We start from the raw sequence: 15,575 nt of genomic DNA on the forward strand, positions 1-15,575 counted from the left end.
TGAGCCTGTTTTATCATGGTGGCATGCCATTGTTTTAACCATATAAAAGATCCATTTAGTCTACAACCAAATGGATCTTTTTTTACATTCCAAACTTTTGACGATAGCCACATTTTCTGCATAGCTCTTCTACAGCTTCTCTACGTGAAAATCCGTCGACAATATTATTTGCCCGTTGTCCTTGAACAATGTCTGTAAAGGATTGCTCATTCACATTTCCCAAATTAATAACGCCCTCACCATCAAGACAGCAAGGCACTACTGTACCGTCCACTAAAATAGCGGCTTGGCTTCGTAGTGCATGGCAAAAGCCTTTGCCTTCATCCTCCGCTTCCAGTAAGCTTGGCCACTTGAATTCATGATCCTGATTTAAATAAATATTATTAGCAATCTTTACCCCTTTACCAGGCTGCACTTTTTCTTCGATGCGATAATCAAGATTATATTCATTTTCTAGAATTTCAAGCGTTTCACGATTTCTCCGTGCTGCAATATCTGTTACATGATCCTTTTGTAAATTCCATAATCGATATGAAATAATCGTATTATAGTCTTTCGAAGCACGCACAAAATCTAATATATCCCCTAAATATTTCTCACGATTTTCTGATCCCTCATGACCGTCGAAGCTATGCAAAGAAAAATTGATTTGGCGTAAGGCTGGTTTCCCTAGTATCTTTTCACGATTCTTTTTAATCAGTGTACCGTTCGTTGTAATGTTAACTTTAAAACCTTTCTCATGTGCTGCGTCAAGTAGCTGATCAATACGTGGGTGTAAAAGTGGCTCTCCTTTTACATGCAAATAAATATATTTCGTATGAGGCCGTATTTCATCCAATATTTTATTAAATTGTTCTACTTTAATAAGCCCCTTTGCACGAGCGGTTGGTGGACAAAAGCTACATGCTAAATTACAGACACTCGTTATTTCTATATAAACCTTTTTAAATGTTCTCAACGTTATTTCACCGTTCCAGTTCTTCTTATATTCAAATCCTATTCATTTTATCAAATTTTACGATAAGGAACAGTTTTTCAGTCTCCATCCCCTCACATTATTTATACTTTTTAGGGCTACATGAACAAGTAAGCTAAAGAAAGATTAATAACATAATAGTAATGCTAAAATAAAGGAGGTGAAAATTATGCCTGATAAAGAACAATCAAAAGATCCATCTAAAAATCATATTACCATCCATCTTACTATTAATATTGGCAATAAAGAAATCCATTTTGAAAGGGCTGAAGGTGGAGGACAAATAAATAAGGATGTCGGTACTAAGGCCAATGAAGGCGGTCAAAATGCATAAATGGCAGTACTAGAAATACAAACCCCAAATTTGCTGATGGGAACGGCTGAAGCGGTATTGCTGGTGACAATAACGATGAAGCTGGCGGACAACAAGGCATAAAAGTAAGAGACAGTAGGGTGCTTCATAGTAAAAGTAGTGTAGATGAAAATAACAACAAATAAAGTTTACCGCTCTCATCGAACGCCTCCAGGAAAACGCCTTGGCGGAACATAGGCGATGAACCTTGATTCTGGACTGCAAAAAACTTCTATCTGCCGGGATATTTCATACCACAGATAGAAGTTTTTTCGTAATACCTCACACATTGCGTTTATAATTTTTTGTCCCATCATATGAATAAAGCATTGGCTTTCCATCTACATTTGTTTCTAGATGTACAGGACGACCCCATAGCTGATAAATATATGGCAAAACGTTTTCTAAATAGTGTGGATCGAGCTCCATCCCTTCATAGCCATGTACTAAATAAAGCTCTCCGTTTCGAAGGTAATCTCCATTTTTAACGACGATATATGGGAATCCCCCGTTTACACGCATCGATACGAGCTGATCTCGTACCATTTCATGCTCCTTATCTGTAATACGGTATTCACTGCCCTTTTTCTGGAACAAATATAGATCTTCACGTTTTGCTAAATCCTTCGTTAAATAGTTACGGATAAAAGATATATCCGATTCTATCTCTCTAACCTCAAACATTTTCTCTCGACCAGAGTTTGGCTGAACACCTTGCTTTCTCATCTCTTCCGTTGGATGATTATAGCGGTTCTCAATATCCTCAAAAATTTTCACACCAAGGTAATAAGGATTAATGGATGTTTTTGAAGGCTGCACAACACCTGCATTTAATTTCGCATATTCAATCGTTTCCGCTGTTGTTAGCTTAAGCTCACGCATGATGCGTTGATGCCAAAATGAAGCCCAGCCCTCATTCATTATTTTTGTCTCTAATTGTGGCCAAAAATAAAGCATTTCCTCACGCATCATCGTTAATATATCTCGCTGCCAGTCCTCGAGCTCTCGACTATGCTCCTCTAAAAATAGCAATATATCTTTTTCTGGCTTTGGCGGGAAGTGCTTTATTTTTCGCCTTACCGATCTATACTCACTTTCCTTATCGTCTAAACGCCAAAGATCATCATACGGTGACTTTACTTGAGGATTTTCCTCTTCAAGGTCATCTTCGGTATCCCAAGACAATTTTGGTCGTAAAAGGGAAGGATCGATATGCTCCTGAATCGCTAAAACCGCATCTAAAAACTGTTCGACCTCTTCCTTTCCATATTCTCTTTCATAGCCAGCTATCCGTTCAGCTGTTGCAGTCATACTCTCCACCATATCTCTTCTAGTATTGGAGAAGCGTACATTATTTTTAAAGAAATCGCAGTGCGCCAATACATGCGCAATAATCAATTTATTTTGTGTTAACGTATTAGTATCAAGTAAAAATGCATAACAAGGGTTAGAGTTAATCACTAGCTCATAGATTTGACTTAGCCCTAAATCATATTGAAGCTTCATTTTGTGGAATTGTTTACCGAAGCTCCAATGTGAAAATCGAGTAGGCATACCATATGCGCCAAATGTATAAATAATATCTGCTGGACAAATTTCATAGCGCATTGGAAAGAAATCTAAGCCAAAGCTTGAGGCAATTTCTGTGATTTCATCAATTGCTCGTTCAAGCTCGTTCATCTCCACTTTTCCGCCTCCTCCTTAACATGATTTAAGATTCATCTTTTTTGAAAAAGCTCTTTAAGGCATCATATACATCGCCTTTTTTTCTCAAAATATGATATCTAAATTTAGGATCATCTATTTTTTTGTAAGTGTACATAAGTGTAGAAAAGCGGTTATGCTGATTGACTTCACCATATCCAAACATGCTCGATACATCCATTAACTCTCCTACTAGCTTCAAGCACTTTTCATTATCCATCGATATATTTTCACCATCTGAAAAATGTACTGGATAAATATTATAGCGAGCGGGATTATACTTATCCCGAATTAGTTCCAATGCCTTTATATAAGCAGATGAACAAATCGTTCCACCGCTTTCTCCCTTCGTAAAAAACTCCTCTTCTGTTACTACTTTCGCCTCAGTATGATGCGCAATAAACTCAATTTCCACTGTTTCATACTTGGAGCGCAAAAATTTGGTCATCCAAAAGAAGAAGCTCCTTGCGCAATATTTTTCGAAGGAGCCCATGGAGCCACTTGTATCCATCATGGCAAGGACCACTGCCTTCGATTCAGGTTTTTCCACTTCATCCCACGTTTTAAAACGCAGATCATCATTATGAATTGGCGTAATGTCTGGTTTTCCTTGCATAGCATTACGCTTTAGCGCATTAAGGATTGTGCGCTTTTTATCGACATTTCCCATTAAACCTTTTTTCCGAATATCGTTAAACTCAATTTTTTCCGTCTTAATATCCGCTTTTTCTTTTTGCTGTAGGTTTGGTAGCTCAAGCTCGTTAAATAACACATTTTGAACCTCTTCAATGCTTACTTCAGCTTCATAATAATCCTGACCTGGCTTGTCACCAGCTTCTTTTCCTTTACCATTAGCCTGATTACCTTTGCTGGGATCACGTGCAACTACATCACCTACATTACTGTCTCCTTGACCTTGCCCAACATGCTTGGAATTATCATAGTTATATCGAATTTTATATTCATCAAGTGAACGTATCGGTATTTTAATTACCTCGCGACCATTGGACATGACAATACTTTCTTCACTAACTAAATCAGGTAAATTATTCTTAATAGCATCTTTTACTTTTTCCATATGCCGTTGCTGGTCCTGGTGCCCTTTACGATGGAGGGACCAATTTTCCTGAGAAATGGCAAAACGTTTATGATCGTTTTCAGTCATTTTTATCCTCACCCATCTATCAAATTCGCTTTTTCTATACTATGCTAGTCATGCGCTTTCTTGAACTTATATGAAGATAAAAGGAGTGCCCTAAAATGGGACACTCCTATTCATTCCTATCAATAGTCTTATAGTTTCCACTGAATAGGTCAAAGCACTAACGATTTAACAGACTACCAACATACTGCAATAATTCATTAGCAGACGTTGTATTATAGCCATGCTCATCAACAAGTCTTGCCACAACCTCATTAATCTTTTTCAGCTGTGATTCATCCGGCATTTTTGAAGATGTTGTAATTTTTACGACATCCTTAAGATCCGCAAATAATTTTTTCTGTATTGCTTCCCGTAATCTTTCATGAGAATTATAGTCAAAACGCTTACCTTTTCGAGCATAAGCAGAAATACGGATTAATATCTCCTCACGGAATGCTTTTTTGGCATTTTCCGAAATGCCTATTTGCTCTTCAATAGAGCGCATTAACTTTTCATCAGGATTCATTTCCTCACCAGTCAGTGGATCGAAAATTTTATTTTTATTACAAAACGCCTCTACATTATCGAGGTAATTATTCATCAATGTTTTCGCAGACTCTTCATACGAATAAACGAATGCTTTTTGCACTTCATTCTTGGCAATTTCATCGTACTCTCTTCGAGCAACTGCAATATAGTTCATATATTTTTCTCGATCTTCCTGAGAAATGGAAGCATGCTGGTCAAGCCCATCCTTTAGTGCACGTAGAACATCTAACGCATTAATAGATGGTATCTCTTTTCGAATAATAGCAGAAGAAATACGATTAATAATATACCGTGGATCAATACCGTTCATGCCTTCGTTCGGAAACTCTTTTTTAAGCTCCTCTAAGTCAACGGAATTAAATCCCTCCACATTTTCTCCGTCGTACAGTCGCATTTTTTTAATAAGATCCACACCTTGTTTTTTCGGTACTTCCAGCCTTGTTAGAACCGAAAAGATTGCTGCGGCCTTCAATGCATGCGGCGCAATATGCACATGTGACATATCGCTTTCTTTAATCATTTTTTCGTAAATCAATTCTTCCTGACTAACTTTTAAGTTATACGGAATCGGCATGACAATAATACGTGAATGTAACGCCTCATTCTTTTTATTTGAAATAAATGAACGATATTCCGTTTCGTTTGTATGCGCAACAATTAACTCATCTGCACTAATCAATGCAAATCGTCCCGCTTTAAAATTACCTTCCTGTGTTAAAGACAATAAATTCCATAAGAATTTTTCATCAAGCTTTAGCATTTCTTGGAACTCCATCATGCCTCTGTTTGCCTTATTTAACTCACCATCAAAGCGATAAGCACGAGGGTCAGATTCTGAACCGAATTCTCCAATTGTAGAGAAATCAATACTACCTGTTAAATCGGCAATATCTTGCGATTTTGGATCTGACGGCGTAAATGTTCCTATGCCCACACGTTTGTCTTCAGAAAAAGTAATACGTTCAATCATCACATTTTCAATACGTCCATCGTACTCTTTTTCAAGACGCATCGTATTTAAAGGCGATAAGCTTCCTTCAATTCGTATTCCATACTCCTCATAAAAATCATTACGCAAATGATGTGGAATTAAATGTAGGGGATCCTCATGCATTGGGCATCCCTTAATTGCGAAAACTGCACCTTCGTCTGTTCTCGAAAAATGCTCGAGTCCACGTTTCAACAAGGTTACTATTGTTGATTTACCACCACTTACTGGTCCCATTAATAACAAAATACGTTTTCTAACATCCAATCTTCGCGCTGCTGGATGGAAATATTCCTCCACCAGTCTTTCAATTGCTGTTTCAAGCCCAAAAATTTCTTGCCCAAAAAATTCATACATTTTTTGCCCATCGCGTTCCTCTACACCAGCACTTTTTATCATATTGTAGACGCGTGAATGGGCCGTTTGAGCAACTTCAGGTCTTTCCTTGATGATGTTTAAGTAATCTGCAAATGTACCTTCCCACTTTAGCCGATTTTCTTCTTCGCGATAGCTTTTCACTTTATCTAAAATGTTGATAGCCTTCCCTCCATTCAGGGCTTGATTTATAACATAGTATGAAGGAAATGACATTATGATACCCATTACTTTTTCTTTGTCTGAATTTCTTCTTATTGCCTTTAATTTTTTCCTCTGAAAAACAGGAATTTAAACGCTAACGATAAAAAGAATGAAAACTTTAAACGTATCGCCTTTCGTTTTTCGGCTTATTAGTTGATTGGAGTGGAGTGTGTGACTTTTTGGGGATCAGCATAATGGAATGAAGGCTTACATCCTGTTGCTGCCGCTACGTTACACTTCGCTTTCGCACAAAAAACATTGCTGCCGCTCGTCTTTCACAAAAATTGCTCATTTCTACCGCTTCATTTTCCCACAAAAAGTGCTGAATGAAGATAAAAAATTCGGTTATTCTAACGTTAGAAAGGAGGTCCACTATTTGAATCGCCATTTTATATTCCTTTTATTATGGATGTTATTATGGAGTTTTACTCCCTCTGTCGCTTTAGCAAAAGAAGAACCAACCCAAGAAGAAATTGTGCAACAACGTATGGCCCATTACGTACAATTTGATGAATTACTTATCCCATGGCATTTCTTAGCAGCCATTGATCAATATGAACGAAATTTACAATCCGTTCGCAAAGATATTCCGAAACGGGATGGTATCATTGCCATTCAATTTTCTGATGAATATTGGTCAGGTGCTTTAAATCCTGTACGAGATGATACTCGCCCAGAAACAATTAGTTACTTTGGCGGGATGGGACTAGATGGCAATGGTGACGGAGTTGCTAGCCCAAAGGATGATGCCGATATAATTTTCTCCATGGCTACATTTTTAAGTAAATTTGGAACAACTGATGAGGACTTTAAATTAGCTTTATGGGAATATTACGGAAGTGAACAGGCCGTAAATCAAATCTTCACCATTTCCAAAATGTATAGTCATTTCAAATCAACTGAGCTCGATGACCACACATTCCCAATTCCTACTAATTACGATTACAGTTATCGGAGTACATGGGGAGACAATAGGGGCTGGGGTGGACGCCGTATTCATGAAGGAACAGATATTTTCGCCAGCTATGGTACTCCCGTACTTTCTACCTCTTATGGAGTAGTGGAAATAAAGGGCTGGAACCAATTTGGTGGTTGGCGCATAGGAGTTCGCGATAATCATAACTCATATCATTATTATGCCCATCTTGGTAGTTATAATAAGAAGATTAATGTAGGCGACTTTGTCGAGCCTGGAACTGTTCTCGGTTATGTTGGTAGTTCTGGTTACGGTAAAGAAGGAACGTCCGGAAAATTCCCGCCTCATCTTCACTATGGCATTTATAAGTTCAATGGACGTACAGAATGGGCATTTGATCCATATCCTTCATTACTACAATGGGAACGACTAGCTAAAAAAGCAAAACAACAATAATAAAATGGCGAGATGAAGATGTGTTTTCTTTTCTGATTTGAGAGCGCTTGGTGCACTTGTGCAGCAAGTGCTTTTTTTAAATAGGAAAAAATACATAAAAACAATAAAAAATATCCATAATTGCGCATAAGACACTATATTTTTAACTACCTCCCCCATTAACACCAAAATATTATTGTACTAAAAAACTATTTTTCACTTTTCCAATAAAAGGGCTTATTTATCTAAAGAATTAGTTATAAAATAATATTTGTACTATAACAACAATTATATTTTATAGACCATTTAGCAAAGGGTGGGAAAAGATGAAAGGTATTTTTCAGTTTAAAACACTTAAAGCTCGAATATTAAGTGCATTTCTTCTTTTATTAGTATTAGTGGTTTGTTTTACAGCCTATTCTTATATTTCTAATAATAAGATGGAAGAACAAGCAGAAGGTTTAGTAAAAGAAGATTTACAAGTCTTAACGGCAAGTAAAAATTTAGCAATGTCTATGAGCGTTCGTCTCTCATCAGCTTTAAGTTATGTAGTATCTGGTGATGAAAAATACATAGAAACGTTTAATGAATATCGTAAAATCGCAGAGGAAAATAACAGTATTGTAGAGCAATACGAAAATACACCTGAGCGTGATGCGCTAGTAGAAATGGCACGTACATGGAGCAATCGCGTTAACACCGAAGTATTCGATGTTTATAAAAAAGGTGATAGAGAATTAGCATTAAAAAATTTAACAGCTATGAATAATCTTGTAACCGAAGTTCGTATTGGTTATGAAGACTTAGCCAATAAACGCTCGGATGCCATTACTACGGTAGGTGATGACGTTGTATCAACAAGTTTAAGCAATAAAACAGTTGGACTGATTGTTAGCATCGTATTGACAATCGCGGGTGTCCTAATCGCTATTGTCACTGCTAGAGATATTTCTAAGCCTATTACAATTGTCACAAAGCGTATGAGTGAATTAGCGGATGGCAATTTGCAACATGAACTACTTCCAGTAACTCATCGTGATGAGATTGGTCAATTAATGCTTTCCGCCAATGAAATGAATGAAAAATTAAAGCAAACGATTAGCTCAATCTATACCGTTTCCGAAACAGTAGCTTCTAGTAGCGAGGAGCTGGCCCAATCTTCGAATGAAGTGCAAACAGGTACAGAACAAATTACCGTGACTATGCAGGAGCTAGCCTCTGGCACAGAAACGCAAGCATCTACAGCAGGTGATTTAGCCGGAACAATGTCTTCTTTCCAACGTAGTATTCACGAAACAACACAGGAAGGCATTAAATTAAAAGAACATTCAAGTCATGTACAAGAACTAACAACAACTGGTAAAGACTTAATGATACAGTCAACACAACAAATGGCAGCTATTAATGAGATTGTGTTAAATTCAGTGAAAAAAGTTGAAGGCTTGAATGTGCAGTCGGCTGAAATTTCCAAACTTGTTTCTGTCATTGATGACATTTCAAATCAAACAAATTTACTTGCCTTAAACGCTGCCATCGAAGCGGCTCGCGCAGGAGAGCATGGTAAAGGTTTTGCAGTTGTAGCCGATGAAGTTCGTAAACTGGCAGAACAAGTACAATTCTCTGTCACTGATATTTCAACAATCGTCAACCGTATTCAAGGAGAAACTGGCAATGTAACAGCTGCTCTGCAATCCGGCTATGAGGAAGTAAAAAGAGGAAACGCCCAACTAAATCAAACAAACGAAACATTTGACCAAATTTCGGAAGCCGTTGAAGAAATGATCCTTAACATAAATACCATTTCAGGCAATCTTAATAAAGTTGCTCAAAATTCCGAGTCTATCAATGTCTCTATTGATGAAATGGCTTCTATTTCTCAAGAGTCTGCAGCTGGTGTAGAACAAACAACAGCAACAATAGAGGAAACTGCCGCTACTATGGAGGAAATTTCAAGAAGTGCAAATCAACTCGCTAGTATGGCTGAAGAGCTAAATATCCAATTACAGCAATTTAAAATTTAAAGTACAGGTTCTTAATTTGGAGAACGTGAACGTGTTAGGTCTTTAACAGAGATTTCTTTGTACCCCGAGCAGTTTGGTACACTTCGGTTCACTACTTAACGTTTAAAATATCAAGCTATAAAAAAGCTATCTCGACATTACGTTCGAGATAGCTTTCATTTCTACATATTAATTTATTGCCACTGTCTAATGGGTACCCTTTCAAGCTCATAACGTTTGATAATAACACTGATCTTCTGAAACCATTCCTCACATAACTGTAACGCTTCTTGATACTCATCCTCTTCTCTTGATATAGGCTCACCATTATCCAGAAAATCATATTCTAGAATAGGATCAGATAAGTTATCAGCGACAATTTTCAACGTCAATTGAGACACAGCGTTATCCTCAAGGTCCTCATCATCGAACTCCTCTTCTATATCCAGATCTTCACCAAGTAATGAACCACCTATTAAACTGTTGCTAGTCCTAGCAATATATATGTCGTCCTCTACTATAGCAACTTCATATATTTTATTGAATGAGATTTCTTTTTTAATCAAATCTTCTTCTAAATTTTCTCTACTTACGAGAAAAAGTGTATTTGTTGGTTCATTTAGTAATAAAGCATTTAAACAATCATTTGAGATGATGCAATGCGTATGAGGGATAGCCATAAGCTCCTCCTCACTCGCCTCTTTCATTTCATTTAATCTATCGTTATAGATATACCATTCTTTAACATATCGCATAATTCCTGCTATTAATACTCCTAAACCAATTAAAAAATAGATGTTGCTAAAGATAGCCGCTTCGACTAACTTTGCTAGTAATAAATAGGTCATTCCTAGAAATACAAGAAAAATGGTTTTCATCCATATCCCACCCTCAAAAAGATAATCGATAGGTTTATTTCATCCATGTTAATAGAAATTTTATTCTAATGATTATCTTTTCATTCTTAATTTCTGCGGGAATCCGTTCTTCTGTCATTAGAATGGAGGATATCTTGATTGCCCCATCACGTACAGCCTTATTATCTATGTGAAAACTTACTTTTTTTTGGCCAAAACAAGCTAGTGTTATTTTCCGCATAAAAAACATGAGGGCATTGAAAATCAATGCCCTCTTATTTCCGTTTTTATTTATCATAAATATCAATTTGAATGTTCCTTTAATTCCTCTTTACTGCCTACATTGTCTAAAGTCTTATCTTTTTCAATTTTATGCATCTCGAGAACATGTTGTGAAGGTGGAATAATCAAACTAACAATAACAATTGTAATACCTGTGATCACAACGCCTGAGAAAACAGGTGCCTGCCACAGCTCATTTAATAAACCTAAAAATCCCTCTGATTGGATAGGAAGACTAGGCACATGTGTTAAAGATGTAAGAATGTAATAAACTAACCCGACAGATATACTCGCCCAAACTGCAGGTGTACTTACTCGCTTCCAAAACGGCCCTAAAACGATTGGCCAGAAAATTGTTACGAATATAATATCCCATGCCAAGTAGGCTAAATCAATGACTTTCTGGAAGCTGACCGCTAAAACTAAACCAAGCAAAGCACTTAAAATAATAATAAGTCTTGAAAATTTTAATAGTTTTTTAGGATCTGGGTTACGATTAATAAAGTCTAAATAAATGTTTTTTGTGACAATTCCTGAAGTTGCAACATAACACGCGGCTACCGTAGACATTCCCATCGCTGCCATTGCTGTTAAAAAGATAGCTGCTAATAACGGTGGGAAATATCCTTGAGCAAAGGCAAGCATCAATGTCTCTGGATTTGTACTACCAGGATAAATCGTTTTGAACGCTTCTCCTAGCATACCCGGAATCCAGCTAATCGCGATAATAATAGTCCCAGCTATAATCATACTGCGCTGAGCTACTTTTGGACTTTTAGCCGCGGCTACCCGTTGTCCTAAGTCCACTGCCGGAATATCACCAAGTGCTAACACAAGATATAATGTCCAAAACTCTGCTCCAGCCTTATTGAAGAGTTCACTAATATTCCACCACTCCGGGTTAAATGTTACATCTGGGTAATAGAATAAGATAAAAATTGTGATCCCTACTATACCCGCTACTGCCAGTGCCCCTTGAACAATTTCCGTATAGGCTACAGCCCAAAGGCCCCCAATTACAGAATATAAGGCAGTTAATGATACAAAAAGTAATGCTGCTGGTACGAAATCAATTTGTAATAGCTGCTGAATAATATACGTGCCACCAACTGTTAACGCAGCAGCATTAAAGACACCAAAGGCAATCGCCATTACGACGCCTGTATAAGCCCCGAGCTTTTTACTGCCATATCTTAATCCATAGTAATCTGCTAATGTCCAGCCCTTTAATCTACGTAATGGCTTCGTCCAAATGAGTGCTCCAAGAATCATACAAGTCCCTAAACCACCCATTGTCGCTGAACCTTCAAAGCCGCCACTTGTATAACCAGAGCCTACTGCTGCAAAGAAGAATGGGGCTGCTAATAAGGCAGCCACTAGACTTCCTGTGACAACAGATAAAGGCATGCTCCACCCAGCAACAATTAAATCCTCCGCAGTATTAACTCGTTTGTATCCTTTATATCCAATGTAATAAATAAAAATTAAGTATAAGCTAAAGATCATTATATTTAACATAGTATTGCTCCTCAGTTTTTCACATTAACCGTTCATAACGACTCCGCCATTTGGTGTTAATACTTGACCCGTATAGAAATTCGCATTTTCTGAAGCTAAAAATAATACGGTCTTTGCGATTTCTTCTGGTTGAGCCAATCGTTTTAACGGATATTTAGCAGACTCTTCCTCTATATAATTCTCTCCAAATTCCTTCAGAATGTCTGTAAATGTACCACTAGGAGCTACTGCATTGACTAGTATCGAAGGTGCTAACTCTCGTGCCAAAGCCTTCGTAAATGCATTAATACCACCCTTTGCAGCAGAATAATGCGTAAATTCCTCACAACCTAAACTACCAATATCTGAAGAAATATTAATCATTTTTCCGTTGTTTCGTTCTTTCATTCTTTTTGCTGCTTCTCGACAATTGTAGAAACAACCATATAGATGAACTTTGATCATTTTATCCCACTGCTCATCTGTTAAATCCGTAATGCTTGAAGCCTGCGCGAACCCAGCATTATTGACAAGAACATCAATTTCGCCTAACTGTTTGTCCATATATTGATACATAGCTTGAACTTGTTGAGAATTCGATACATCTGCTTTATATTTTATAGCCTGTACACCAAACTTTTCTGCTTGCGCACGAACCTCCTCTGCTTCATTTTCATCACCAATATAATTGATACATATATTGGCCCCATGCTCGGCAAAGCCCAAAGCAATGGCTTTACCGATTCCTTTACTTGAACCCGTAATTAGTACATTTTTTCCTTTAAAATTAATGTCCATTATTGATCATTCTCCAATTTGAATTTTGCTACAAGTACCTGCAATTCTTCTGCTGTTTTTCCTAATGAAGAAGATGCTTCTTTCACCTCTTGCATGGTCGTCAATTGCTCTTGCGTTGCACTTGACACATTCGCCGAGAATTCAGAAGACTGCTCCGCAGATTGCTTAATATTATTGACAGATGCTGCTACTTCCTCCGAAGAAGCTGAAATTTGTTGAGATGCAGCTGAAATTTCGCGTATCTGACTAGCAACTTCTTCTGATGAAGTGAGAATTTCTTTAAAGATTTCCCCTACTTCGTTTGTAAACTCCATACCAGCCTTTACATCTTCTTTCCCTTTTTCCATAACAGTGATCGAGGCATTTGAATCAGCTTGTATTGTACTAATTAAATTGTATATTTCCGTTGCAGACTGTGATGATTGTTCCGCTAATCGTCTAACCTCATCAGCGACAACCGCGAAGCCTTTGCCATGCTCTCCTGCTCTAGCAGCTTCGATTGCCGCATTCAAAGCTAGTAAATTTGTTTGATCGGCTATGGCTGTAATAAGATTTACGATATCACTAATTTTTTTCGTATTGATATGTAATCCATTTATTGTTGTACCGATTTGTTCAACAGAATCATTAATCAACTCCATTTGTGCAATGACCTGCTGAACAACTTGATTTCCACGTTCTGAAGCTTGAGAAGCAGCAATAGATGATTCGGCTGCCGTATTAGCAGAGTCAGCAATTTGCTGGATGCCTGTCGCTGTTTCCTCCATAGCAGCAGCCGTTTCCTCAGTCATAACCATTGAAGCCTCAGCGTTTTGCGTGATTTGTCCCATGTCTTGGGCAATAATTGTTGAGCTGTTATATGTTTCTGCTGCATTAATAGTTAGCTGATTAGCAGCTGAAGAAACGTTGTCAGATGTATTTCTAATATTTAAAATAATATGTTGTAAATTGGAAACCATCGTTTGAATAGATTTAGATAAATTTCCGATTTCGTCCTTCGTTATTTCTAAATCTACATTTATCAATTGTCCATTCGCTACTTGATTTGCAGCGTTCACTACTTTCTTAAGTGGTTTTAATAGACGATCAATAATTATGTAGAGTAAAACTAATAGAAGTAAAATTCCAATAACAGCTAGAACGATTTGTTTTATGACACTTGTTTTAATGATCGTATTTATGTAGTCCGCAGAATAATCAATACCTAATAAAGCAATGAGCTTGCCATTGTCATCATTAATAGGGGTAAACACAGTTCGCCATGAACCATAAGGATCTTCGAAAATATCAGTTACAGCAGTGCTATTATTTTTAATTGCCAATTTAGCCGTTTTTACATGTTCATCTGCTAAATCAGTAAAGATTTCACCCGCTTCATAGACCTCGTTCAAATTAGATGTATAGCCGATCGGGTTAACGCCATCTGCGTCCTTCACATCCCAAATATAGCTCCAACTCATAATACCTTGTTCTTCTTGAATCTTATCGAGTTGCTTTTGAATTTTTTTAAATTTAGCATTCGTCTCTCCCTTTTCAGTCAATAAATCTTTAACATCATTCCTATCAAGATTCATAGCTGTCAATAAACCAACACTTTTCAACTCTTGCTCTAAATCAACAGACATTCGATTGTTTAATTCTCTAATACTTTGTGTAGTAATAATAGCAATTAGAAGCAAAACAATAATAGAAACCGTTAGTAAAAGTTTGCTTTTTAATGAAACATTTTTAAACAACTTCATGATTATTACTTCCTCCTTGATCGTATTTTGGGCAAAAAAAATAACCTATTTCAAAAGAAATAGGCATCAAAGAATATGACTAGCTATAGATGTACTTAACTAGTACTCCTTTGCAGCTCAGCCATCATAGTATTCATTACCTTAGACCTGTAGCTTTGCGTCTCTACCTTTCAGCAGATTTGCCCATCTTTTTCCTCCTCAAATTAACACAATGGGTAAAAGTAGTCAATGTAACTAGATAAAAAAACACATAATATTTACTATTTTACCAATTCAATAAAATGAATAATATTACACAATTTTCTCGGCACATCCACAATTCTCTTCAGGGAAATAAAAAACAGCTACAACGCAAAATTGTAGCTGCTACTATAATTTTTAAATAATCAATTACCCCTAAATGATTATTATTTTAGTGTCATGTATAAAACCGACGGTATAAATGCTAAAGCAAACATGCAGGAATACCACATAGATGTACGGCGTAATGAAAAACGAACTTGTTTCTTTTCTGCATAAAAAATGTCTAACATTACTGAAGCAACAACAAGCGGAATCGTAACACATGCGAAAGCAACTAATAAAATGTTTAATCCAAACATAAAAGCACCCCTCTGTTCGTGAACATTTATTTTTCCTCTTTGTGACAACTTTATGTATTTTTAGTGTACACAATTCCGTCACAAATTGTCAATTGTATTTAACTAAGAAAAACGCGATTTTTGCAGAATATTTTTATCACAACGAGTTTTTTAC

Annotated in this window: 12 protein-coding genes and 1 riboswitch; of the genes, 3 read left to right on the forward strand and 9 right to left on the reverse strand. The window is 36.9% G+C overall.

All coding sequences use genetic code 11. The features are described 5' to 3' along the window. Positions 1–82: 82 nt before the first annotated feature. A complete protein-coding gene (locus MY533_RS19080) occupies positions 83–958 on the reverse strand; it encodes a radical SAM/SPASM domain-containing protein (RefSeq protein ID WP_132363425.1) in 876 nt (291 codons plus the stop codon). Positions 959–1,145: 187 nt separating this feature from the next. Here MY533_RS19080 and MY533_RS19085 point away from each other — a divergent pair, with 187 nt between their 5' ends. Beyond that, entirely contained in the window at positions 1,146–1,310 is a 165-nt protein-coding gene (locus MY533_RS19085; RefSeq protein WP_248717191.1) for a hypothetical protein, read from the forward strand. Positions 1,311–1,610: 300 nt separating this feature from the next. Here MY533_RS19085 and MY533_RS19090 read toward each other — a convergent pair whose 3' ends face one another. The 3 genes from MY533_RS19090 to MY533_RS19100 form a co-directional block, all read right to left on the reverse strand. After that, positions 1,611–3,008 carry a SpoVR family protein gene (locus tag MY533_RS19090; RefSeq protein ID WP_248719249.1) on the reverse strand — a complete coding sequence of 466 codons (1,398 nt, stop codon included), beginning with the start codon at positions 3,006–3,008 and terminating at the stop codon, positions 1,611–1,613. Positions 3,009–3,039: 31 nt separating this feature from the next. After that, positions 3,040–4,197 (reverse strand): sporulation protein YhbH, encoded by a 1,158-nt coding sequence (yhbH, locus tag MY533_RS19095; protein WP_248717192.1) that lies wholly within the window; start codon positions 4,195–4,197, stop codon positions 3,040–3,042. A gap of 157 nt (positions 4,198–4,354) precedes the next feature. Next, on the reverse strand, positions 4,355–6,250 hold the full coding sequence (locus MY533_RS19100) for a PrkA family serine protein kinase (RefSeq protein WP_132363512.1): 1,896 nt from the start codon (positions 6,248–6,250) through the stop codon (positions 4,355–4,357). A 418-nt stretch (positions 6,251–6,668) separates the two neighbouring features. On the opposite strand from MY533_RS19100, the gene MY533_RS19105 reads away from it, so the two are divergent. After that, positions 6,669–7,664 carry a M23 family metallopeptidase gene (locus tag MY533_RS19105; RefSeq protein WP_305883965.1) on the forward strand — a complete coding sequence of 332 codons (996 nt, stop codon included), beginning with the start codon at positions 6,669–6,671 and terminating at the stop codon, positions 7,662–7,664. Positions 7,665–7,969: 305 nt separating this feature from the next. Beyond that, on the forward strand, positions 7,970–9,664 hold the full coding sequence (locus MY533_RS19110) for a methyl-accepting chemotaxis protein (protein WP_248717193.1): 1,695 nt from the start codon (positions 7,970–7,972) through the stop codon (positions 9,662–9,664). Positions 9,665–9,837: 173 nt separating this feature from the next. Here MY533_RS19110 and MY533_RS19115 read toward each other — a convergent pair whose 3' ends face one another. From MY533_RS19115 to MY533_RS19135, 5 genes are all read right to left on the reverse strand, one after another. Then, complete coding sequence (locus MY533_RS19115; protein ID WP_248717194.1) at positions 9,838–10,521, reverse strand: hypothetical protein; 684 nt, start codon at positions 10,519–10,521, stop codon at positions 9,838–9,840. 282 nt (positions 10,522–10,803) lie between these two features. Beyond that, positions 10,804–12,300 carry a sodium:solute symporter family protein gene (locus MY533_RS19120; protein WP_248717195.1) on the reverse strand — a complete coding sequence of 499 codons (1,497 nt, stop codon included), beginning with the start codon at positions 12,298–12,300 and terminating at the stop codon, positions 10,804–10,806. A 24-nt stretch (positions 12,301–12,324) separates the two neighbouring features. Beyond that, entirely contained in the window at positions 12,325–13,077 is a 753-nt protein-coding gene (locus tag MY533_RS19125) for an SDR family NAD(P)-dependent oxidoreductase (protein WP_248717196.1), read from the reverse strand. Continuing rightward, the gene (locus MY533_RS19130; RefSeq protein WP_248717197.1) at positions 13,077–14,819 is read right to left on the reverse strand and encodes a methyl-accepting chemotaxis protein; all 1,743 of its coding nucleotides are present in this window, start codon (positions 14,817–14,819) and stop codon (positions 13,077–13,079) included. Before MY533_RS19130 ends, MY533_RS19125 begins: the two co-directional genes overlap by 1 nt. A 108-nt stretch (positions 14,820–14,927) precedes the next feature. Further along, positions 14,928–15,013, reverse strand: a riboswitch (cyclic di-GMP riboswitch). Positions 15,014–15,226: 213 nt separating this feature from the next. Beyond that, positions 15,227–15,421: a hypothetical protein gene (locus tag MY533_RS19135; protein WP_132363440.1), complete on the reverse strand. Its 195-nt coding sequence runs from the start codon at positions 15,419–15,421 to the stop codon at positions 15,227–15,229. Positions 15,422–15,575 lie beyond the last annotated feature (154 nt).

It is taken from the genome of Lysinibacillus sp. Ag94 (assembly GCF_023242215.1).
Classification (GTDB): domain Bacteria; phylum Bacillota; class Bacilli; order Bacillales_A; family Planococcaceae; genus Lysinibacillus.

What these genes read in the sequence shown, in the direction of transcription:
- MY533_RS19130 (WP_248717197.1), bottom strand. Translation starts at nt 14,819, where the DNA reads ATGAAGTTGTTTAAAAATGTTTCATTAAAAAGCAAACTTTTACTAACG.
- MY533_RS19125 (WP_248717196.1), bottom strand. Translation starts at nt 13,077, where the DNA reads ATGGACATTAATTTTAAAGGAAAAAATGTACTAATTACGGGTTCAAGT.
- MY533_RS19090 (WP_248719249.1), bottom strand. Translation starts at nt 3,008, where the DNA reads ATGAACGAGCTTGAACGAGCAATTGATGAAATCACAGAAATTGCCTCA.
- MY533_RS19120 (WP_248717195.1), bottom strand. Translation starts at nt 12,300, where the DNA reads ATGTTAAATATAATGATCTTTAGCTTATACTTAATTTTTATTTATTAC.
- yhbH (WP_248717192.1), bottom strand. Translation starts at nt 4,197, where the DNA reads ATGACTGAAAACGATCATAAACGTTTTGCCATTTCTCAGGAAAATTGG.
- MY533_RS19115 (WP_248717194.1), bottom strand. Translation starts at nt 10,521, where the DNA reads ATGAAAACCATTTTTCTTGTATTTCTAGGAATGACCTATTTATTACTA.
- MY533_RS19085 (WP_248717191.1), top strand. Translation starts at nt 1,146, where the DNA reads ATGCCTGATAAAGAACAATCAAAAGATCCATCTAAAAATCATATTACC.
- MY533_RS19110 (WP_248717193.1), top strand. Translation starts at nt 7,970, where the DNA reads ATGAAAGGTATTTTTCAGTTTAAAACACTTAAAGCTCGAATATTAAGT.
- MY533_RS19135 (WP_132363440.1), bottom strand. Translation starts at nt 15,421, where the DNA reads ATGTTTGGATTAAACATTTTATTAGTTGCTTTCGCATGTGTTACGATT.